Annotated in this window: 20 protein-coding genes and 1 pseudogene; 11 read left to right on the forward strand and 10 right to left on the reverse strand. The window is 40.9% G+C overall.

Annotated elements, in window-relative coordinates; all coding sequences use genetic code 11:
* Positions 1-42: 42 nt before the first annotated feature.
* A complete protein-coding gene (smpB, locus tag BCU57_RS01325; protein WP_076542647.1) occupies positions 43-540 on the reverse strand; it encodes an SsrA-binding protein SmpB in 498 nt (165 codons plus the stop codon).
* Between the two features lie 204 nt (positions 541-744).
* Between smpB and BCU57_RS01330 the strand changes: the two genes are divergently transcribed.
* Positions 745-1,182 carry a type II toxin-antitoxin system RatA family toxin gene (locus BCU57_RS01330; protein WP_102440491.1) on the forward strand — a complete coding sequence of 146 codons (438 nt, stop codon included), beginning with the start codon at positions 745-747 and terminating at the stop codon, positions 1,180-1,182.
* Entirely contained in the window at positions 1,172-1,507 is a 336-nt protein-coding gene (locus tag BCU57_RS01335; RefSeq protein ID WP_102440492.1) for an RnfH family protein, read from the forward strand. Before BCU57_RS01330 ends, BCU57_RS01335 begins: the two co-directional genes overlap by 11 nt.
* Before the next feature lie 104 nt (positions 1,508-1,611).
* Here the strand turns inward: BCU57_RS01335 and BCU57_RS01340 are convergent, their stop codons facing one another.
* Positions 1,612-2,127, reverse strand: a complete 516-nt coding sequence (locus tag BCU57_RS01340; protein WP_102440603.1) for an outer membrane protein assembly factor BamE — start codon at positions 2,125-2,127, stop codon at positions 1,612-1,614.
* 321 nt (positions 2,128-2,448) lie between these two features.
* Between BCU57_RS01340 and BCU57_RS01345 the strand changes: the two genes are divergently transcribed.
* The 4 genes from BCU57_RS01345 to aceB all read left to right on the forward strand — a co-directional run bounded on the left by BCU57_RS01345 (position 2,449) and on the right by aceB (position 7,754).
* The gene (locus tag BCU57_RS01345; protein ID WP_102440610.1) at positions 2,449-3,270 is read left to right on the forward strand and encodes an SAM-dependent methyltransferase; all 822 of its coding nucleotides are present in this window, start codon (positions 2,449-2,451) and stop codon (positions 3,268-3,270) included.
* A gap of 90 nt (positions 3,271-3,360) precedes the next feature.
* On the forward strand, positions 3,361-3,570 hold the full coding sequence (locus BCU57_RS01350; RefSeq protein ID WP_102440602.1) for a hypothetical protein: 210 nt from the start codon (positions 3,361-3,363) through the stop codon (positions 3,568-3,570).
* A gap of 10 nt (positions 3,571-3,580) precedes the next feature.
* Positions 3,581-5,329 (forward strand): GGDEF domain-containing protein, encoded by a 1,749-nt coding sequence (locus tag BCU57_RS01355; protein WP_102440601.1) that lies wholly within the window; start codon positions 3,581-3,583, stop codon positions 5,327-5,329.
* Positions 5,330-6,098: 769 nt separating this feature from the next.
* Positions 6,099-7,754 (forward strand): malate synthase A, encoded by a 1,656-nt coding sequence (gene aceB / locus BCU57_RS01360; RefSeq protein ID WP_198589344.1) that lies wholly within the window; start codon positions 6,099-6,101, stop codon positions 7,752-7,754.
* Positions 7,755-8,449: 695 nt separating this feature from the next.
* On the opposite strand, the gene BCU57_RS01365 is transcribed toward aceB, so the two are convergent.
* The 4 genes and pseudogenes from BCU57_RS01365 to BCU57_RS01380 form a co-directional block, all read right to left on the reverse strand.
* Positions 8,450-8,938, reverse strand: coding sequence for a nuclear transport factor 2 family protein (locus BCU57_RS01365; protein WP_102440600.1), 489 nt, complete (start codon positions 8,936-8,938; stop codon positions 8,450-8,452).
* A 69-nt stretch (positions 8,939-9,007) separates the two neighbouring features.
* A complete protein-coding gene (locus tag BCU57_RS01370; RefSeq protein ID WP_102440599.1) occupies positions 9,008-9,832 on the reverse strand; it encodes a M90 family metallopeptidase in 825 nt (274 codons plus the stop codon).
* 153 nt (positions 9,833-9,985) lie between these two features.
* Positions 9,986-10,384: a CopG family transcriptional regulator gene (locus tag BCU57_RS01375; RefSeq protein ID WP_102440598.1), complete on the reverse strand. Its 399-nt coding sequence runs from the start codon at positions 10,382-10,384 to the stop codon at positions 9,986-9,988.
* Positions 10,344-11,089, reverse strand: a pseudogene (locus BCU57_RS01380) (AAA family ATPase). The gene BCU57_RS01375 and the pseudogene BCU57_RS01380 overlap by 41 nt, the downstream one beginning before the upstream one ends.
* A 442-nt stretch (positions 11,090-11,531) precedes the next feature.
* Between BCU57_RS01380 and BCU57_RS01385 the strand changes: the two are divergent.
* Positions 11,532-11,744, forward strand: a complete 213-nt coding sequence (locus BCU57_RS01385; protein ID WP_102440597.1) for a DUF3820 family protein — start codon at positions 11,532-11,534, stop codon at positions 11,742-11,744.
* A gap of 75 nt (positions 11,745-11,819) precedes the next feature.
* Here the strand turns inward: BCU57_RS01385 and BCU57_RS01390 are convergent, their stop codons facing one another.
* The 4 genes from BCU57_RS01390 to BCU57_RS01405 form a co-directional block, all read right to left on the reverse strand.
* The gene (locus BCU57_RS01390) at positions 11,820-12,344 is read right to left on the reverse strand and encodes a GNAT family N-acetyltransferase (RefSeq protein ID WP_102440596.1); all 525 of its coding nucleotides are present in this window, start codon (positions 12,342-12,344) and stop codon (positions 11,820-11,822) included.
* 73 nt (positions 12,345-12,417) lie between these two features.
* Positions 12,418-12,720, reverse strand: a complete 303-nt coding sequence (locus BCU57_RS01395) for an NrfJ (protein WP_102440595.1) — start codon at positions 12,718-12,720, stop codon at positions 12,418-12,420.
* 160 nt (positions 12,721-12,880) lie between these two features.
* Entirely contained in the window at positions 12,881-14,641 is a 1,761-nt protein-coding gene (locus tag BCU57_RS01400) for a bifunctional metallophosphatase/5'-nucleotidase (protein ID WP_102440594.1), read from the reverse strand.
* Between the two features lie 209 nt (positions 14,642-14,850).
* Positions 14,851-15,933, reverse strand: coding sequence for a CNNM domain-containing protein (locus tag BCU57_RS01405; RefSeq protein ID WP_102440593.1), 1,083 nt, complete (start codon positions 15,931-15,933; stop codon positions 14,851-14,853).
* 159 nt (positions 15,934-16,092) lie between these two features.
* Between BCU57_RS01405 and BCU57_RS01410 the strand changes: the two genes are divergently transcribed.
* The 4 genes from BCU57_RS01410 to ispG are packed head-to-tail and all read left to right on the forward strand — an operon-like array spanning position 16,093 to position 20,182.
* Positions 16,093-17,214 carry a bifunctional tRNA (adenosine(37)-C2)-methyltransferase TrmG/ribosomal RNA large subunit methyltransferase RlmN gene (locus BCU57_RS01410; RefSeq protein WP_076542685.1) on the forward strand — a complete coding sequence of 374 codons (1,122 nt, stop codon included), beginning with the start codon at positions 16,093-16,095 and terminating at the stop codon, positions 17,212-17,214.
* Between the two features lie 34 nt (positions 17,215-17,248).
* Positions 17,249-18,031: a type IV pilus biogenesis/stability protein PilW gene (gene pilW / locus BCU57_RS01415; protein ID WP_102440592.1), complete on the forward strand. Its 783-nt coding sequence runs from the start codon at positions 17,249-17,251 to the stop codon at positions 18,029-18,031.
* Positions 18,031-19,014, forward strand: coding sequence for a RodZ domain-containing protein (locus BCU57_RS01420; RefSeq protein WP_102440591.1), 984 nt, complete (start codon positions 18,031-18,033; stop codon positions 19,012-19,014). Before pilW ends, BCU57_RS01420 begins: the two co-directional genes overlap by 1 nt.
* A 52-nt stretch (positions 19,015-19,066) precedes the next feature.
* On the forward strand, positions 19,067-20,182 hold the full coding sequence (gene ispG, locus BCU57_RS01425) for a flavodoxin-dependent (E)-4-hydroxy-3-methylbut-2-enyl-diphosphate synthase (RefSeq protein ID WP_076542693.1): 1,116 nt from the start codon (positions 19,067-19,069) through the stop codon (positions 20,180-20,182).
* Positions 20,183-20,279 lie beyond the last annotated feature (97 nt).

A 20,279-nucleotide genomic window follows, 5' to 3' on the forward strand; every position in this document is an offset into this window, starting at 1 on the left:
AAATACCTAATGTATTTGACCACAGTTACAATCGTTTGTTCATTATCCGTCCAGTCTCGACTTCTTCATTACTCGAGATTGTTCAACTTTCCACTCACGTTCTTTAGTGTCTTGGCGTTTATCGTGATCTTTTTTACCTTTACCGAGTCCTATTTCCACCTTTACCCAAGCGCTTTTGCGCCAGTAAAGTGACAATGGCACTAAGGTGTAGCCTTGACGCTCAATTAAGCCTTCAAGTTTATCAATTTCACTGCGCTTTAATAACAGCTTTTTAGTACGCACTGGGTCGCAAACTACATGGGTGGTTGCAGTGTTAAGTGGCTGAATGGTACAGCCATGCATAAAGGCTTCACCGTTTTTAATAAAAACGTAGCAATCTGCGAGGGTCACTTTACCCATACGCAAAGATTTTACTTCCCAGCCTTGAAGCTCTAAACCGGCTTCGACTTTTTCTTCGATTTTAAATTCAAAGGTGGCGCGCTTATTACGTGTAATCGTAGCGGGCGGATTCTTTGATTTTTTTGAATTCTTTTTTACCATAATCGCGTGTGATACCCGCTGTTATCCCATTTAAAAACTCTGCTTACTCGTTGACGTGTGGCAGAGATGGGGGAGAGAGAAAACTAATCTGTGGATTATACCCAAACGGCTTAAAGATGCGAGTACATTCATCAAGCTGTAATGGATGCGTTTTCTTGGGAGCATGTTAAAATCGACTCATTGTTAATATGAGTGTTGTTTTTCATGCCAAAAATTTCAAAAAGTGTACTGGTTCGATTTAGTGCAATGCAGATGTATGATCTGGTTAATGATGTGGAGTCATATCATGCATTTTTACCCGGCTGTGTGGGTGGGAAAGTGCTGGAGTTTGATGGACAAACTATGGTGGCGTCGGTTGATGTCTCTAAAGCTGGGATCCGTAAAACCTTCACCACTCGTAACCAAGTGGTGCCAGGTAAAACGATTGAGTTAAGGCTTGAGAATGGCCCTTTTAAACATTTAGACGGTTTATGGCGCTTTACCGAGTTAACGGACGATGCCTGTAAAGTTGAATTTGATTTAAATTTCGATTTTTCAAATCCATTAGCTGATTTGGCCTTTGGCAAAGTGTTTAAAGATCTGATGAATTCAATGGTGACGGCATTCACTGAAAGAGCCAAGGTGATTTACAATGACAAATGATGTTGAAACATTTGCGGTGGATGTGATTTATGCGCTACCGACTCAGCAAAAAATTATTAGCGTGAATGTGCTGCCTGGCACCACATTTATTGAGGCGGTAAAGCAAAGCAATATTGTCAGCTTTTTTCCAGAAATTGATTTAGCCAAGGTGAAGCTAGGGGTGTTTAGCCGTCAGGTCAAGCATGATGAAGTATTGGTGTCCGGTCAACGAATAGAAATATATCGGCCATTAATTGCAGATCCTAAAGATGTGCGTCGCAAGCGTGCTGAAAAAGCCAAAGAAGAAGGCCGCAGCAATAAGATAACGGGTGCAAAAGTTAACTGATTTGAACTAAAAGCGGTCATGTATTACTGCTATTACATAAATAAAAACGGAGAGAATGAAACATTCTCTCCGTTTTTATTTTTATTGCTTAAATCTGTTTTTCATTACTGCTCATCTTGCTGCGGTACATCATTTTCAGTTTCTAAGCGCTCTTCTTCAACAAGTGGGTGAATATCGCCCCTCATCGCTTTAGGTTCTTGCTCAGGTAGTAATGGTGCAACAACTGGGGCTGACACTGTTGGCAATGCCCCTTCGTTTAAAGGCGTATTAAAGTCATCACTGAGTTCATAGTCGCCTTCAACTTTGGTGAGTAAGTCGCCATCAAAGTATAAAATAAGTTCTTTATGAGTCACTTTAGCGTTACGGCCACTTTTAAAGTGATAAACGTAATACCAAATATTGTCTGCGAAACTATCACGCAACACTGGGCGACCTAAGATGTATTCAGCCTGCTCTTTAGTCATGTCGATACGCAGTTTTTCAACTTGCTGTAACTCCATGTAGTTACCTTGCGGTATATCTGGCTTGTAAATTAAGTAGTCAAAAACGCTACATGCACTTAGTGATACAGAAAGCGCAACGGCGCCTAAAAGGGTAAGACTTTGTTTTTTATTTATCATTGTCTGCGCTATTTCCTAAAAATCTGACGCCATCATACCCAAGGCTTCCCTATGCTGACAAGTGGCTATTGATACTTCATTACTACTTCAATGACGGTTATGACTCATTAGTGACTCAGTTAGTTCCCCAAATTTGACCAATGATGATTTTATTGGCGCTAAATATGTTGTGCAAATGTTTAAAAGAGGTGGTAATAGCGCAGCTATTTATATAAGTTTGATAGTAACTGGAGTTATTTTTAAATGCCGTGTGCCGCCATGGTAATGCTAGGGCATTTAGTGCAGAAAACTCTTAACCTTTTTTTGAAAAAATTGAGCACAATGTCATTAACAAGAGTTGAACCGGGTGAGACTGGACGTTTAGTTTTTGTAGGGACGGGACTGCAACTTGCCGGCCATATCAGTAAATTAAGTCAAAGTTATATTGAGAATGCAGATATTGTATTTTCTATTGTGCCCGATGGTTTTGCTAACCGTTGGCTTGAAAGCTTAAATGGCAATCATATCTCATTACAGTGCCATTATGCTCAAGAGGGTGAAGTGAAGAATCGCCGCGACAGCTATGCTGAGATGGTTGAGGCGATTTTGCAGCAAGTTCGTCAGGATAAGCTGGTGGTGGTAGCCTTATATGGTCACCCAGGGGTATTTTCTTGTGTATCTCATTTAGCCATTAAGCAAGCGGTTAACGAAGGCTATGAGGCGAATATGCTGCCGGGTATTTCCGCTGAAGCATGTTTGTGGGCAGATTTAGGCATTGACCCCGGCTCTAATGGTCATCAAAGCTTTGAAGCAACACAATTTATGCTTTACCAGCATCATCCAGATCCTGCGACTTACTTGCTATTATGGCAAATCGCTTTGGCTGGTGAGCATACTTTGACCGAGTTTAGTACTGATCAACACCGCCTGGAGATTTTGGTTGATCACTTAAGCCAATGGTACCCACTTGATCACCAAGTTATTATATATGAAGCGGCAAACTTGCCAATTCAATCTCCAAGAATTGACCAAATTCCTTTAAAGGATTTGCCGTTTGCGACGTTAAGTATGATCAGTACTTTATTAATCCCACCTTCAATGCCGCTGAAGTTAAATCAGCTGATGATGAAAAAATTAGGGATTAATGCCAATGATATTGGTTAACAGAATACGGGTTATTGTGGACAATAACCGCGCTTGATAGCTGTACTAATCAATAGTGATAACAACCTTGAAGACAAATAAGGAAATAACATGTCAAATTTAACCGAGTTTTTTACTCAATTAAGCTCAGATGCCAAGTTGTTAGAGACTTATAAGAAAGATCCTCGCGGCGTTATGCAGGCCAATGGTTTATCAGATAAAGACATTGACGCTGTGATGTCAGGGGATATGGCGCAAGTTAAATCCTTGGTGGGTGATGTTGAACTGAAATCAATTTTACTCGTCCATCACTTATCGTAATCTTAGCCTCATGCTAAAAGCGCTTAATCGGTTACTTTGCTCCACGTTATTCATTTTCTGCGCAGCAGTGAGTGCCGATGACGTCAGCGCTGACGATATTGACCAAAAATTAGATCTGCTAGATGTATCAATACTTAAAGATATTGATACCTCTAGCGCCAGCATTAATGAACTGTTTGGTTTGTTTGATAGTCTAAGTCGAGCGCAAAAAATAAGGCTTTATATTTTTGAGTCGGTACGGCTTATTCTTGCCGGAAAATATGAAAGTGCCTTACAGACTTTAGATAAGACTCTATTACTCAACCCGAACGATGAGCAATTAACGAATATTTATGCTTATAAAATTTCTGCTAGTATTCCTTTAAAGCGCTATGAAGATGCTTTTAGCCTACTGGAGAAAAGCCTAGCACGCATTGACAGCTTTCAAGATAACTCGATTAAAATCAGTTCCTATGTCAGGCTAATGAATACCTATCTAGATTTAGATAAATATGACGAGGTACTTAGGCTTTCGAAGATTGTTTTTATGTTAAATAAAGGCCAAGATAGCAAATCCCATTGCTATGCCATGGTACTGACATCTGCCGCGCAATTATCATTGAACCAAATCCCTTATCTAGAACAATTACAATTATTTGCAGATACCCAAGATTATTGTCAGCAAAATAATTTCCCGTTAATTGCAGCTATGGCCATTAAAGGCAAGGCTATAGTTGAGTTTGAACACCATCATTATCAAACCGCAGAAGTGTTATTTCTTAAAGCGTTAGCAGCTTATCAACCGTTTAATTTTGAGTTAGAAATTAATAATATTTACGCTTATTTAAGTGAAGTTTATTTTCAGTTACAACAATTTCAACAGGCGGTTGAGTATGCCGAATTGGTCGATAAACTGACTAACGAGCCTAATAATTATAAGGCTAAGCAGCGTGCTTATAATGTGCTTTCAATGGTGGCCAGTAAACGTGGTCAATTTAAAGTTGCTTATCAATATCATGTGCAAGCCCATGCCATAGGGATGCTGTTAATTAATGATAAAAAGGTCAAAGAAACGGCATACCAAGTTGCAAAATTCGATAATGCAGAAAAGACTCGCCAGTTAAATAAACTGGCACAAGATCAAGAAATGCTAGCGAAAGAGCGCAGCATTATGAATAACGAAAAAAGCGCTTCGTTTATGTTTTCTACCGTCTTGACGGGCACGGTAGCATTTTTGAGTTTGTTGCTTGCCACCGCATGGATGCAAAGAAATCAATTTCGTAAACAAGCTCAAATTGATTTACTCACCGGCTTGTTAAATCGTGGTACTGGCGAAGAAAAAGCCGAAGATGAATTTGTCCAAGTGCTTGCCCGTGGCGGACAATATAGCGTTATAGTGATTGATTTAGACTTTTTTAAACAGATTAACGACACCTTTGGCCACGGCACTGGGGATTGGGCACTGAAAAAGGTTGCTGAGGTGATAACGGCGAATACCCGTAGTACAGATATCGTCAGTCGAATGGGTGGTGAAGAGTTTGCTATTTTTATGCCTTTTACCACAATTGAATTAGCAGTTGAGTTAGCGAAAAAAATACGATTTGATATTGAGTCGATTGATACTCGTTTTTCTGGTCATCAATTTACAATTACCGCAAGTTTTGGGGTTAGCCAAATAACGGCAGATGATCTAAGCCTTGATCCCATCATTAACCGTGCAGATACAGCCTTATATAAAGCAAAATCTGAAGGTCGAAATAAAGTGGTTTATTTATCATAGCTACCTGCTTTGGGCGTTTTTATCTGCACCAATATGGCTTCTGTATTTGCAAGCTTTGACCTTCCTTAGTGCAAAAATGCTTTAAATTGTGACTGTTTTTAACTTTTTATAAAAAAAGATGCATTTTTTTTCGACTAAACCAATAACTTTTGTGATGTTGATCCGGTTACAACTCCACCAGTCTAGAGTATATATTCTATACAGCCTATTTTGTTTACGTAAACGTCAAATTAAAACAGTTGTTTAAATTTGGTTGTGATTAAGCATATTATAACTCAATGATTTTAATTATTTTAATGGCTTTACCTCAGGGTATGTTCAAAACAAAATGCTATTTCTACTTTAGTAGAAAACTGCCTTAAGGCTGTACATAATTATTTGCGACATGTAATTAAAGTACTTGTGTAATTACCTTTTTGTGATGTTGGTAAATTGGTTGGACAAGTTACCAACTAAAACCAATTAAATGTTGTTTTAATTTTTATCTGTTTTAAATCAGTGTCTTGTTGTGTTTTTGCTGTTGGTGTTACCAATTATTAGGTTGCTGTTTGGCTTGTTGAGGATGTTATTTGGTTGTTGCAAATGCAAACGTTTCTGGTTAGGTTTTAGTACGAAACAAACATTTGATGGTTAAAAAGTAGCAGGGTTTGTTTTTAGATATGTGGAAGTAAGTTGTCTGTTTATAAACACTGATAGAGGTGTACAGATAAATACGCTTACTGACCACCATTTAACTTTTAAAAACGAATTATTGCTCAAGGGGCTAAATATGACAGCAGAACAACTAATGGCTAAATATGCTAAATCACAGCCAAGTGCTGAAACTGATTTACCAACAAGCTCAGAGCTTGCTTTGATTGGCCCAGAAGTCCCTGGCCAAGAGGTTATCTTCAATGATGGCTCACTGTCATTATTGGCTAGTTTATGTGGTGCTTTTGCTGCTGAAGTTCCTGAGTTGCTATCACAGCGAAAATTAAAGCAGCAACGCATTGATGATGGTCAATTACCTGGCTTTTTACCTGAAACCCGCGCTATTCGAGATGGTGAGTGGGCGATTAGAGGGATACCTGAAGATCTTACTGACCGTAGAGTTGAAATTACTGGCCCCGTAGATCGCAAAATGATTATTAATGCGCTGAATGCCAACGTAAAAGTATTCATGGCAGATTTTGAAGACTCACTAGCACCAAGCTGGGAAAAAGTCGTTCAAGGTCAAATTAACTTACGTGATGCAGTGCGAGGCGATATTAGCTTTACTGCTGAGGCAACAGGCAAACATTACAGTTTAGATGAAGATCCTGCAGTACTTATCTGTCGAGTACGTGGATTACACCTTAAAGAAAAGCACGTTGAGTTCAAGGGCGAGTCTATTCCAGGTGGTCTGTTCGACTTCGCGATGTATTTTTATCACAACTACCATCAATTATTAGCTAATGGCAGCGGCCCTTACTTTTATCTTCCTAAGCTTGAAAGTCATGTTGAAGCGCGCTGGTGGGCAAAAGTGTTCGCATTCGTTGAAGAACGTTTTTGTTTAAAGCCAGGCACAATAAAATGTACCTGCCTAATTGAAACGCTGCCGGCAGTATTCGAAATGGACGAGATTTTATATGAACTACGTTCAAATATTGTGGCATTAAATTGTGGCCGCTGGGATTACATTTTCAGCTATATCAAAACCTTGAACAAACATGCTGACCGTGTTTTACCAGATCGCCAAGCAGTCACTATGGATACGCCTTTTTTAAGTGCTTATTCACGTCTACTGATTAAAACCTGTCACAAGCGTGGCGCATTAGCTATGGGCGGCATGGCAGCATTAATTCCGGCTAAAACAGCCGAAGAAAATGAAATTATTTTGCAAAAAGTAAAAGGTGATAAAGAGCTTGAAGCGCGTAATGGACATGACGGTACTTGGGTGGCACACCCTGGTTTAGCCGATACCGCCATGGCGATTTTCAATGATTATATTGGCGCCGGAACTAACCAGTTGCACATTACCCGTGATGTCGATGCACCGATATTAGCCGAAGAGCTGCTGACACCTTGTGATGGTGAACGTACCGAAGCGGGCATGCGTTTAAACATTCGTATCGCAGTGCAATATATCGAAGCGTGGATCCAAGGTAATGGTTGCGTTCCTATCTACGGATTGATGGAAGATGCCGCTACAGCAGAAATCTCACGCACCTCGATCTGGCAGTGGATCCAACATGAAAAGTCACTTTCTAATGGCAAGTTAGTCACTAAAGACTTATTCAAAACCATGCTGGCTGAAGAGCTAATTAATGTCGAGCAAGAGCTAGGGCAGCAAAGGTTTACCAGTGGTCAGTTTACTAAAGCGGCCAGTCTGTTTGAGGAAATTACCACCTCTGATGAGTTGGTCGATTTCTTAACACTACCGGGTTATGAGTTATTAACAGCTTAAATTCAGTAGACGTATTACAAAAGTTTAATTTATAGCGGCTGAGAAAGGTTATAGATTCGTGTCGCATCAACAAGAAGTGGGCACAGGTTACTTTGACCAAGTGACAAGCTGTATTCAAGGCGGTTAATCTTCAGTGACGGCATTGACCGGCTTTACCGAAGAAGAGCTGTTTTAATACCACTTCTGTAACAGTTTAGCTGCCATGCAGCTGATGTCCCCCGATGTAGTTCACCTACAGGCTACATCGGGTTTTATCCAGTATTTGGAATTTTAGCGCAAGCTAGTTGTCGTTCTTAATGCGAGGATTTTTACTTCCTACCCAGTAAGTTTTCAACCATTTGCTTGTGTTGCGGCTCTTATGAGCCGTTTTTTTTTGCTTAAAATTTATAGCGAAATCACAGCTGATTCAGTTAAACCTTCTAGTTATGTTATTGATTAATATCAATCCAAAGCGGCTAAAGGATTAGTGAGTCATTATCGAAGGCACCTAATGCTAGAGTAAATAACATAGACACTAATAGGGGGGAGTTTTGTTGCTGTATTCTTTTGCTTATGGACTTTTTTGACTGATAGCTCGTTAAACTCATATCTTGAGAAACTAATCGATTGTTTGGCTTAAGCGCTCAAGTAAGCAAAGCCAGCGTAGCTAAGTTGCTGGCTTAGGTTTTTAATCAAAATTAACTTATCGATAGAGGTTATTTAGCTTGTTTCTTTGCGCCTATCAACTGCGCCACGGCTTTGGCATTGTCGTTAGGCACTGCAATACTTAAATGATATTGAATAATTTTCCAGCCATCATCAGTTAATTGCAACGCACCTGTACCGCGACATAGACCATAACTGGCGCTTTCAAGTAATTCATCAAAAACAATGGTGTTATCAAACTGCAGTAGCTGGCGTGAGCTGACTTCATAATGCCAACCATCTGTAGGTCTGGCATAACCGGCAAATTGCTGCATATCCCAGCGCTCTGTGGCATCAGTGCCTAAAAACACCGCTTGCTGGTGATATAGCGAAAAGTAACTGTCCCAGTTCGCCTGGCTGGCATTTTGGTGTAGTTGGTCGAGAATGCTATTAGCTTGTTGCTTTGACTCGTCAGAGAGTGCCTCTTGAGCTGCTAGGGGTAAAGAAGACATTAAACATAAACTAGTGGTTAATAATAATCTTAAGATGGCTTTGTGCATGAAAATTCCTTGTCTGTTAAATGTTGGCTGGTAATGATAGCCGCGAAAATCAATGACTCAATGCTGATCTTAATGCCAATTGATTGGGTCTAGCTGATAAAACTGACTCAGTTCTTTATAAAGCAATTGATGCTGTTGGTAAAACGCTAACGGTTTCTCGAAAAAGGTTTCACTAATGACGGCAAAAAACTCAGCAGGATTGGTCGCACCATAGTAGTTAAACAGCGAGGGTAATTGATGCTGGGCACAATATTGCAGCGCTTTAAACTCACGACCGAGTGTTGCTGACCAAGTGGCATAATCGGTGAACTCTTTTAATGGCGGTGCGCCATTGGCATTGCCGTTTTCCTGATCTAGCTGATGAGCAAACTCATGAATAACCACATTTTGACCATCAAATGGCGCTGCAGCGCCGTCCAAAGTACTTTTCCACGACAAGATGATCTTGCCATTACCCCAGGACTCTCCCAGTAACACATTACGTTCATTAGAGGATACGCCGGCAAAGTCGGTGTTATTTTTCTCAACAATAAACGCATAGGGATACACTAAAATTTGTTTTAACTTGGGGTAAAAATTGGTTTTTCGATTGAGTAATAACAAGCAGGCTTGCGCGGCAATGGTCACTCTTACTTCGTCGGTAATGTTGAAGCCATCACAGCCGACAAATTGTTTTTCATCAATAAAAAACTGGATTAACTTTTTTAGTTGTAGCTGCAGATCTGTGGGCAATGCATGAAAATAGGGTAAGCGACGCTTAAGGATTTGCCGCCATGCTTTAGGGAAAGGCCTTGTCATAAGCTGTTGCCTGCGCTTTTCAGTGCGTTGAGACTTAGTCATAATCAACGCGATGGCAGTTACCGCAACGGTGACAAGTAAAAACACTGCAAACATTCAGCTCTCCCAGATTATATTAGCTTGTCATTATGTTATTGGGTGAATTTGCGGCAAATTCAAGTGGCTGATTTTTATTGAGACAAAAAAAACTGGCAAACAACCAAGGTTGCTGCCAGAAAGAAGGGGAGGGAGTTTATTTTTATAGTTGATTTAACGTATTTGCAGTCGTTGCTCTATTTGCTGTTGTTCTTCAAGTGATAATGAAAAATGCTGTTTAATCATTATTCTAATTAACTTTGACTTTGCCGATTGGCTGCTTTGACTTAAGCAGTTTAATTGCTCAATTGCCGCTTCACTTAAGGTAAATGTTGCCCGTCTAAATGGTTTAGGTTTTTCATTTATGGGTTCATTCGCTTCAGCTTGGGTGGTTAATTCCCATAGTTGCTGCATCGCCTGTTGGTTTGAATCTGCATTTTTACAGGCGCTCGACTGCTGTGGTTTGCCCATAGCGTAAAGATTTGCTGCCTCAATAAAGTCATCAACTGACATTTGCGGCAAAAAAGGCGTACTACATGGCGTAACGGTTTTCTTCAGATCGGCCAGGCCCATAACTTCCCCTAATTGCGTTACATTATCGTTATTATTTCGCTGCCTGATTAGCTGTTTGGCATCGCTTACTTCTAGCAATTCACAAGCAATATTACGGATTTCAACCGCGGCTTTTCCATTGGGGTCTATTTCAATGACTGACAAGCCAGACTCTTCACTGTCGTCATAAATATTTCGGCTGTAAGTAATCGCATCAAGCACGTTAATATCGTAAGTTTTACATACCTCTTTAGCTTCGAGTATTCGACCTGCTTGGTTAGGCAAACTTGGACACTGAGTTACCACAAAAGAGGCTTTCATGGTGGGATTAATCATTTTGCAGGTAGCGACAATATCATCCATGTGACTGACCGTTTTTAGGTCTCTACGCTTGGGTCTTAGGGGCATTAAGGCGTGAGAGGCCACTGATAATGTAGCGCGCAGGGCTAAATTGTCTTGGCCGCCGCAGTCAACGAGTACATAATCATAATGTTTCTCAAGACTGAGTAAGTCGTTACGGATTTTTCCGTACAATTGGACGCAATTTATTGCTGGTAATTCAGGGTTGTTATTGCGCGCTTGGATCCAATCTGATGTGGTTCTTTGCGGGTCGCAATCGACCATGATAATACTGGCTGTGGCTTCTTTAGCGAGAAATACTGCGATATTTTGGGCTAAGCAGCTTTTACCACTACCGCCTTTTTCACCACCGACTAAGATAATCATCAAAACATCTCCTGATGTGGTATAACGCCATTGGATTGTCAATCATTATTGATTCGCTTGGTTATAAAAGGTTGATTTTTCGTTGACGCTTTATGTTGCACTTGTTATTAACTTTATGTTGCTATGACTTGGTCGTCAATGTGCTATAAATTGACGGTTTTAGTGGCTTTGACAGGCGTTTGTTTTTTGACAAAATAGCGGCTAATGGCGATTTTTTGACTGTGTTAACCTTATGAGCTATTCACTAGAATTTATCAATAAATTGAATTGCTTAAGTTGATTATTTAATAAATCAATGACCAGAAAAGTGGCTAGTGTTGCCAACCGCTAAATGTAAATGACTCTTATCTATAACTAAACTTTGCTTTTGTATTTATCGCTATTCCAAAATGTTATATTGCTATTGTTAACTAAATCTCCTGAACAAAAAGACTTTGACACTATGAATGAGAAATTATTATTAGAAGCCATTAACCAAACCATGCCATTTGGTAAATATGCTGGACGAAAGTTACTGGAATTACCCGAGCCATACCTGGTGTGGTTTCATAGTAAAGGTTTTCCTGAGGGGAAGTTAGGCGAGCAATTGGCATTGATGTATGAAGTAAAACTTAATGGTTTAGAGCAGATGCTGCAGCCGTTATTAACAAAGTAAATCCACTGGTTAACGTGTTTGTAAGACTTGTCTTTATCAGTTGATATCTTGCCTTGTGCTGCTGAGGATTAAGATTTAAGTGAGCGGCTTGCTTAAATAGAAACTATTAATCACCTGCTGTTGACTGATTTGGTAGCTTGGCTGGATCAGTGTAAACCCTTGCTTGATGAAAAATGCTTTTGATAAGTATGACGCATCAACATTCAATTCTGCGTAGCCTTGGCTGAGAGCCCACTTTTCTAAGGTTTCATAAAGCTGACATGCTAGCCCTTGTTGCTGATAGGCGGGGGCGATATACAAACTATCAATATAACCGCGGCTTTTAAAATGGGTTTCGACATTGATAACCCCAATAACCTTTGGCTGCTGACTTGCTAAAGTATCGGCTTTGTTTGTTGCCAGCATTAACCAAGATTGCGATCGCGTCAGCCGTAATTGCCAATGTTTTGCTGAGCGCGGTTTAGTTGACCATGCGGCTAACTGGGCTTGAGAGTATCGTCGGTGTGAGATTTGTCGAACACTTTGATGAACTAGCTCACTGACTTGCTGAGCAAAAGCAGGCCTGAAGGTGATAATTGAATATTGCGCTGTTTGAGTCATGGCTGCTTGATATCAGATAAAAAATCGGCTAATGAGAATTAGCCGATTATGGGGTATTTATTGCTAAAGCGAGTTATTTTTTCTCGATTTTGCCAACAAATAATAATTTATCAAAGGTTTTGTTTAATGTGCTGCTGGTGAAATCTTGCATCCACATTTGCTCATTCATGATCACAGTGTCACCTTTAGTGATCGCAACTTGTGGGCCAGCAGCCCAAAAAGTTTTATCTTCTGCTTTAACTTGAACATAGGTATAACCACCGCTGTTCATCGTTTCTACTACTTCACCTTGGTGCATAATACCAGCAGCCCATGCTGATGATACGCCTAATGCTAATGTTGCTGCTGCAGCTAATTTGATCAGTTTTGCTTTCATGAATACGTTCCCTATTTGATTAGGCTAAATTTTGCAATGATTCAGGTCATGAATCTACATAAAGATAGTTTATTAAATCATGAAGCGCACACAGGGTCTGTGATCCGCGGCAGATTTGTGAATACTAAATTACTACACAAGGCCAAATTTAAACTCAATATTACCTGTGGCTAATATAGTAAACATTAGGCTGTAATGGGTTTTCGATTAAGTTTCCATGCTGGGTAACAAAATCAACAAAGGCTTCAGGTAACGTCATGGTATCTAAGTCTTGTTGCCAATGGGCTTTTAGTAATGCGTCATAACCTTCTTTACCTAAGGCGGTATAGGCCGAAGACACCCCAATATAGAGCTTTTCAGGATCAATTGCCGACCATAAACCGTCTTGATATAACTCAACGGAGGTAATACGTTGATGCATCGCTAAGGTGCCATCATAGAAATAGCGGATACCATAAGTGTAGGGGAAGCTACCAGCGCCAGTGCCAGTTACCCCATTATTGGTGGCGGCATTAATGGCCGACTCCAGCACTTCATAAAGGTATTTGCCTTGAATTTGATATTTCACTAATGGCAACTCAAAAGGCAAAATCCGCCCTAATACATCCGCCATTGATAAGCTGCCTTTATTTAATGACTGCCGAACGCCACCGGCATTATGTAAGGCAAAATCGAGTTTTTCACCTGAATGCTTAGTGGCTTTAAACATACTTCTACAAACCCAAGGGGCAATTTCACTGCCATGGGGAAAGTGCTTACTGGGTAAACGGGTATGAATGAAATCATGGGGTATGTAAGCAAGCACTTGCTCTTCTAGCGCATTTAGCGCTGGGCGGTATTGCTCCATTATAGTGTTATGAATGCTTTCACAGGCCTGATCACCACGGATAGCAGGGTGGCTGATAAGCTTGGTTTTTACGCTATTTATTTGCTGCTCTGTGGGCAAAGTATTGAGGTTAGTAAGCTGATTATCTTGCTTAGGATTAAACAGCACTTCTAATTCATCATCAATCATAAAGTAGTTATTACCATTTATGGCAATACAGGCGCCAGAGCGATCAAAAGTGATATTAGCTAAGCCTAAGACTTCAGCGTATTTACTGGCATGGATGATAGGGGTGTTATTTACCCGCTCAGCATAGGGAGTGTGGCTAAGACCTAGTTCATCGAATTGACCTTGTAAGGTATGTGAGTGCCCACCAACTATGACGCTGATCCCAGATACTTTTTCTGCTAACTCTCGGTCTTGATCTAGCCCTAAATGGCTGAGGACAATAATATGCTGTATGCCTTGCTGCTGCAGACTGGCAATGGTATTAGCCGTCGTGTCAATGGCATTGATAAAATGGGTATCAGGATCGGGGCGAGCAATCAGCGGCATCTGATCCAGCGTAATCCCGACAATGGCGATGTGAGTATCATAAAACGGCTTAACTAGCACCTTGGCACATTGGGTCTGATTGTCGTAATCATAAAGCATAGGGTGACCACTTAGGCGGCCTTCTTTATCGGTTAACTCTTGGCTGAGATCCATATTGCCAGCTAACACCGGAAATTCGATACGATTTAAAAAAGCCAGTACTGGGCTATTACCTGCATCTATTTCATGATTACCTAACACCATAGCATCGGGTTTGAGCATATTGAGTAGGTGCGCGTTAGCCGCGCCTTGAAATTCTCTAAAATATAAGGTGCCTTGAAAGCTATCGCCGCCATGCAAAAACAAAAACTCATGGTTATGTTGAGCAGCTTGTTGCCTTGCTGATTCAATTTGATGGCCTAAACGGGCGTAGCCACCTGTTTTCGTGTTGACGTGATAATGCTGTTGCTCGACCGATAAGGAAAATTGAACACTGCTAGGCTCAAAATTAGAATGAGTATCGTTAATATGAGCAAGGCTAAGGCGATAGTTATTGGGCATCTTTTACTCTAATACAGAAAAAGGAGGCTGTTCCTGATCCGGCGTTTAATGAACTTAATGGGTGACTGATTTTTGTAGCTGTTTACTTTAGTCGTTGTTTACTTTAGTTGCTGCTAATGCATAGCCGTTAAACCAAGGCTGTGGTTATATTAACTAAATTAAAAAGGGAGCTTAAGCTCCCTTAAATCTATAGCTATAAAGCTAGAGTATTATTGCGGTGGGGTTTGAGATTGCTTGGTAAACTCACCGTCATCAGATAATACAATGCCTTTATGCTTCATGCGGCTACTCCACAATTTACGCGCTAATTGCTGCATATCGGTGACAGGATCGTTTGAATCGACAATTTCTAGTCCCAGTAAAGACTCAACAATATCTTCTAAGGTGACAATACCTTCACCAGAACCATACTCATCGACAATCATAGCGATTTTAGTATTTCGCTTAATCATCAATTCAAATATCGGTAAAATCTTGGCGGTTTCAGGAATAACCAGCAGGTTTTTCTTCAATACACCAATGGATTCTTTCTGGGTGTAACGTTCTGCTTGAATGATATTATTACGGTTAACATAACCAATAATATTATCAGGGTCGTCTTCATATACAGGAATACGGGTAAAGGGTTTAGCTAAAAACTGCTGCACAAATTGCCCTTGGGTCAGAGTCACCGGTAATTTAAACATCACGGTTCGCGGTGTCATAATCGCTGAAACGGGCATTTCTTTAACCGATAACATTTGCGTTAAAATGGCAGACTCTTGTTTATCAAGTTCACCTGATTGTCGCCCAATTTCGGCCATCGCACTCATTTCTTGACGAATATACTGCCCTTCGTCGCCTTTACCCATTAATTTGGTGACTTTTGAAGACATCCAGATTAGTGGTTTGGTAATACGCTCTAACCACACTAAAACTAGCGACACTGATGGCGCTAATGAACGCCAATAGTTTGCACCTAAGGTTTTAGGAATGATTTCTGAGAAAAATAAGATGAGAAAGGTCAGTACCCCGGAAAATACCCCTAGCATTTCATCGCCAAAGACCTTTGCCGCTTGAGCACCAGCAACAGCTGCGCCTACGGTATGGGAAATGGTGTTGAGAGTCAGGATAGAAACCAGTGGTGATTCCACGTTTTCTTTCTGTTTATTAAGCCGATCGGCAGCTTTACGATTCGTTTTAGCCAAAGTGGCAATATAACTAGGCGTAACAGACAGTAGTACCGCCTCAAATACACTACAAAGAAAAGAGATTGCAATGGCGATAAATACTATAATGATAAGGGTTATCATAAAGGTGGAATTACACCTCCAAATGGCAGACCAATATTAGTCCGAGGAAATTCTAGCATAGTCTCTAAGCTTTGTTGCTACTTCTATAGCCAAATTTTGTTAGGATCTGTATAATTCGCCGCCCGCAAGCAAGTTTTAGGTTTTTTGAGGTTACACAACATGAGTGAAAAAAAGATCAATTTATTGGATCTTGATCGAAAATCGATGAGAGCGCTATTCGCAGAAATGGGCGAAAAACCGTTCCGAGCCGATCAATTGATGAAATGGCTTTATCACTTTGGTGTTAGCGACTTCGAAGAAATGAACAATATTAACAAGGCACTGCGCGCTAAGTTAGCTCGAAAGTGTGAAATTGTTGCCCCTGAGATTGCTAGCTTTCAAAAGTCATCTGATGGGACCATTAAGTTTGCGATCAATGTTGGTCAAGGCCAAGAAGTCGAGACTGTTTACATCCCTGAAGAAGACCGTGCAACCCTGTGTGTATCATCACAAGTGGGCTGTGCATTGGAATGTACTTTCTGCTCAACAGGGCAGCAAGGCTTCAACCGTAACCTCTCAGTGGCTGAAATCATCGGTCAAGTATGGCGTGTATCAGAATTTTTAGGTTTCCATAAAGACACTGGCGATCGTCCAATCACTAACGTTGTTATGATGGGAATGGGTGAGCCACTATTAAACTTAGCCAATGTGATCCCTGCAATGGACATCATGTTAGATGACTTTGGTTTTAGTCTGTCTAAGCGTCGTGTGACCTTATCGACTTCAGGTGTCGTGCCTGCGTTAGACAAATTAGGTGACGTGATCGATGTGGCTTTAGCGGTGAGTATTCATGCGCCAAATGATGAGCTGCGTGATGTATTGGTGCCGGTAAACAAGAAATACCCGCTAGAAGAATTTTTAGCTGGGATTCGTCGTTACCTAGAAAAGTCCAATGCTAACCGCGGACGTGTTACAGTCGAATACGTGATGCTTGATCATATCAATGACAGTACAGATCAAGCCCATGAATTAGCCAAGCTAATGAAAGACACGCCGTGTAAGATTAACTTAATTCCGTTTAATCCTTATCCTGGTTCGCCATATGGTCGCTCTTCTAATTCTAGAATTGACCGTTTTTCTAAAGTATTAATGGAATACGGCTTAACGGTTATTGTGCGTAAAACCCGTGGTGATGATATTGATGCGGCTTGTGGACAATTAGCCGGTGATATTCGTGATCGCACTAAACGTTTAGCAAAAAAACAAATGCAACAAAATCAGATTTCGGTCACAATGGATTAACTCATTGTTTGTATAGATTAATAGGCGTTGGAATATGCATGGATTGCCAAAGTTTTTGATTGTAGTCGCGATGGCATTACCTCTAACGGGTTGTGTCACTGAGCGAACTTATAGCGGTACTGATATTCCTGTTGCCGAAAGAACCTTAGATAAGCAAGCCGCAGCTATTGAGCGAATGCAGCTGGGACTGACTTATTTAAATCGAGGCAATATTGAACAAGCTAAATTTAATTTAAATCGTGCGGTTGAATATGCACCGCAGTTAAGTTCAGTGCATATCGCGATGGCGTATTATTACCAAACGGTAGGTGATACTGTACGTACAGAGGCGGCTTACCGTAAAGCCATTGCCGCGCCAGATGCAGGTGGTGATGCGAAAAATAACTTTGGCGTGTTTCTTTGCCAGCAAGATAAATTCGCACAAGCTGAAGAAATGCTATTAGCCGCGATTGAAACCAAACAATACACTCGCACCGCTTCAAGCTACGAAAACTTAGGCGTGTGTAGTATGTCTGCAGGTGACACCGAAAAAGCCAAGGATTATTTTGAAGATGCGCTGCGATATGATCCAAGACGACAATCAACCTTGAAAGAATTGATTGAGCTTGCGATAGTAGAAAATGATTATCAAGCCGCTAAAGCGAATTTAACGCGTCTTCACCGTGTGGCACAACAAACACCAGAAAGCTTAGCATTAGGTATTAAAATTTCCCGTGAGTTAGCGGATGATGAAGCGGTAAAACGCTACGGAATTACTTTAATTGCCAAATATCCTGCTTCAGAACAAGCGAAAGAATACAGGGCTAATTTGCATTAATGACAAATAAAATTACAGAGATAGAAACAGATAATAATCTCGAGCAAGCTGAATTACTCGAAACTGTTTCAACAGCGGGTATGCTGCTACGCACTGCCCGCGAAAAAAAGGGTGTCTCGATAGATGCTGTGGCATTACAGCTGCATTTGCGTCCCAGTGTTATTGAAGATATTGAAAATGATATTTTTGATAATATTGCTTCAGCAACCTATGCCCGCGGCTACGCTAAAAACTTTGCCAAGTACGTTGAAGCAGATGTTAATGCCGTTCAACAATGTTTAGCCCAGCAACTTCCTGATGAAACTGCTGCTATGCAAAGCTTTTCTCGCAAAACTACCCGCGAAGCCCGTGACAGCCGTCTCACCTTAGTTACTTATCTCATCGTAGCGATATTACTTGCGCTATTATTGTTGTGGTGGGTACAAAAAGACTCAATGCTAACGGGAGTTGATTTATCAAAGCCGACAGCAGAAGAAGTCGCAGCTGCTAATGTGGCGCAGCAAACACAAGACTTATTAGAGCCAGAAATCGATCCTAAACTGGCTTATCGGGAACCCGTTGCCAGCGAGGTAATCTCAGCACAAAGTCAAAACGATGACGCAGTTCAAGTGAGCAGTAATGTTCAGGAGAGTAACCGTGTTATTAAGCCAGCAACGGCGACTGACACACTTGACTCTGTTGCTGTGTCACCAGCAATAACAGCTGCAGTTGATACTGCAGTAACCACTGCTGATGTGATTGAAACTGATACTATATCGCTTAGCTTTAGTGATGATTGCTGGGTTAACATTATCGATGCCGATGGTAAAACATTGGTTGATGGCGTTAAGGGCTCAGCTAGAGTCGTTGAAGTCACCGGCAAGGCACCTTTTAAAGTGATATTGGGTGCGCCGCAAGTTGTCACCATGAGCTTTAATAATGAAAATGTCAGCCTTGCTGAGTTTTCTGACCGTGTGGCCAAGTTAACCCTGCCTAAAGCCTAGTCTTTAAAGCTTAGTGTTAACTCAATTTTGGTAAGTAGTAGAGCAACAGATTATGTATAACGAATCTCCAATCATCCGCCGTCCTTCTAGCCGCATTTATGTAGGGGATGTTCCGATCGGCGATGGTGCACCAATTGCGGTGCAATCGATGACAAATACTAAAACCACTGATGTCGACGCCACAGTTGCACAAATTTTGGCCCTTGAAAAAGTCGGTGCAGACATAGTGCGAGTCTCAGTACCAACAATGGATGCCGCTGAAGCGTTTAAGCTTATCAAGCAGCGCGTTAGTGTACCTTTAGTTGCCGATATTCATTTTGATTACCGTATCGCACTTAAAGTGGCTGAATACGGTGTTGATTGTTTGCGGATTAACCCCGGCAACATTGGTAATGAAGAACGTATTCGCAATGTAGTTGAATGTGCGCGTGATAAAAATATTCCAATTCGCATTGGTGTTAATGGCGGTTCATTAGAAAAAGATCTGATGGACAAGTATCATGAGCCAACACCAGAAGCATTGCTTGAATCAGCCATGCGTCATGTGGATATTTTAGACCGTCTAAACTTTGACCAGTTTAAAGTCAGTGTAAAAGCTTCAGACGTATTTTTAGCGGTTGAATCATACCGTTTACTCGCCAAGCAAATTAAGCAGCCATTGCATTTAGGCATTACTGAAGCAGGCGGCGCTCGTGCGGGTTCGGTTAAATCAGCAGTGGGCTTAGGCATGTTACTGGCTGAAGGTATTGGTGATACTTTACGTATCTCATTAGCGGCAGATCCAGTCGAAGAAATTAAAGTCGGTTTTGATATCTTAAAATCATTACGTATTCGCAGCCGCGGCATTAACTTTATTGCCTGTCCGTCTTGTTCACGCCAAGAGTTTGATGTGATTAACACTGTCAATGCGTTAGAAATGCGCCTTGAAGATATCACCACCCCAATGGATGTGTCGATTATCGGCTGTGTGGTCAATGGCCCAGGTGAAGCGTTAGTTTCAGATATTGGTTTAACCGGTAGCCACGGAAAAAGTGGTTATTATGATGACGGTAAACGTCAAAAAGAGCGCTTTGATAACAACAATATAGTGGATTCACTGGAAGCAAAAATTCGCGCAAAAGCAGCGATAATGCAAAACCGAATCGATATCAAAGACGCAACAGAATAAGTTAGTTTTAGATAAAAACACACTTACCAGCAGTGGTAGGTGTTTTTTTGTGTAAGGCATATGATTAATTAATTAGCTAAAAATTAGGCGAATTAAA

It is taken from the genome of Shewanella sp. 10N.286.48.B5 (genome assembly GCF_002874355.2).
GTDB lineage: Bacteria > Pseudomonadota > Gammaproteobacteria > Enterobacterales > Shewanellaceae > Shewanella.

Excerpts from the sequence above, each read along its gene's own strand:
- BCU57_RS01335 (WP_102440492.1), top strand. The coding sequence starts at position 1,172 with ATGACAAATGATGTTGAAACATTTGCGGTGGATGTGATTTATGCGCTA.
- BCU57_RS01410 (WP_076542685.1), top strand. The coding sequence starts at position 16,093 with ATGAGTGAAAAAAAGATCAATTTATTGGATCTTGATCGAAAATCGATG.
- BCU57_RS01420 (WP_102440591.1), top strand. The coding sequence starts at position 18,031 with ATGACAAATAAAATTACAGAGATAGAAACAGATAATAATCTCGAGCAA.
- BCU57_RS01340 (WP_102440603.1), bottom strand. The coding sequence starts at position 2,127 with ATGATAAATAAAAAACAAAGTCTTACCCTTTTAGGCGCCGTTGCGCTT.
- BCU57_RS01350 (WP_102440602.1), top strand. The coding sequence starts at position 3,361 with ATGTCAAATTTAACCGAGTTTTTTACTCAATTAAGCTCAGATGCCAAG.
- BCU57_RS01405 (WP_102440593.1), bottom strand. The coding sequence starts at position 15,933 with ATGATAACCCTTATCATTATAGTATTTATCGCCATTGCAATCTCTTTT.
- BCU57_RS01355 (WP_102440601.1), top strand. The coding sequence starts at position 3,581 with ATGCTAAAAGCGCTTAATCGGTTACTTTGCTCCACGTTATTCATTTTC.
- BCU57_RS01365 (WP_102440600.1), bottom strand. The coding sequence starts at position 8,938 with ATGCACAAAGCCATCTTAAGATTATTATTAACCACTAGTTTATGTTTA.
- BCU57_RS01385 (WP_102440597.1), top strand. The coding sequence starts at position 11,532 with ATGAATGAGAAATTATTATTAGAAGCCATTAACCAAACCATGCCATTT.
- BCU57_RS01375 (WP_102440598.1), bottom strand. The coding sequence starts at position 10,384 with ATGGGCCTGGCCGATCTGAAGAAAACCGTTACGCCATGTAGTACGCCT.
- ispG (WP_076542693.1), top strand. The coding sequence starts at position 19,067 with ATGTATAACGAATCTCCAATCATCCGCCGTCCTTCTAGCCGCATTTAT.
- BCU57_RS01345 (WP_102440610.1), top strand. The coding sequence starts at position 2,449 with ATGTCATTAACAAGAGTTGAACCGGGTGAGACTGGACGTTTAGTTTTT.
- smpB (WP_076542647.1), bottom strand. The coding sequence starts at position 540 with ATGGTAAAAAAGAATTCAAAAAAATCAAAGAATCCGCCCGCTACGATT.
- BCU57_RS01395 (WP_102440595.1), bottom strand. The coding sequence starts at position 12,720 with ATGAAAGCAAAACTGATCAAATTAGCTGCAGCAGCAACATTAGCATTA.
- BCU57_RS01400 (WP_102440594.1), bottom strand. The coding sequence starts at position 14,641 with ATGCCCAATAACTATCGCCTTAGCCTTGCTCATATTAACGATACTCAT.
- aceB (WP_198589344.1), top strand. The coding sequence starts at position 6,099 with ATGACAGCAGAACAACTAATGGCTAAATATGCTAAATCACAGCCAAGT.
- BCU57_RS01390 (WP_102440596.1), bottom strand. The coding sequence starts at position 12,344 with ATGACTCAAACAGCGCAATATTCAATTATCACCTTCAGGCCTGCTTTT.
- pilW (WP_102440592.1), top strand. The coding sequence starts at position 17,249 with ATGCATGGATTGCCAAAGTTTTTGATTGTAGTCGCGATGGCATTACCT.
- BCU57_RS01330 (WP_102440491.1), top strand. The coding sequence starts at position 745 with ATGCCAAAAATTTCAAAAAGTGTACTGGTTCGATTTAGTGCAATGCAG.
- BCU57_RS01370 (WP_102440599.1), bottom strand. The coding sequence starts at position 9,832 with ATGTTTGCAGTGTTTTTACTTGTCACCGTTGCGGTAACTGCCATCGCG.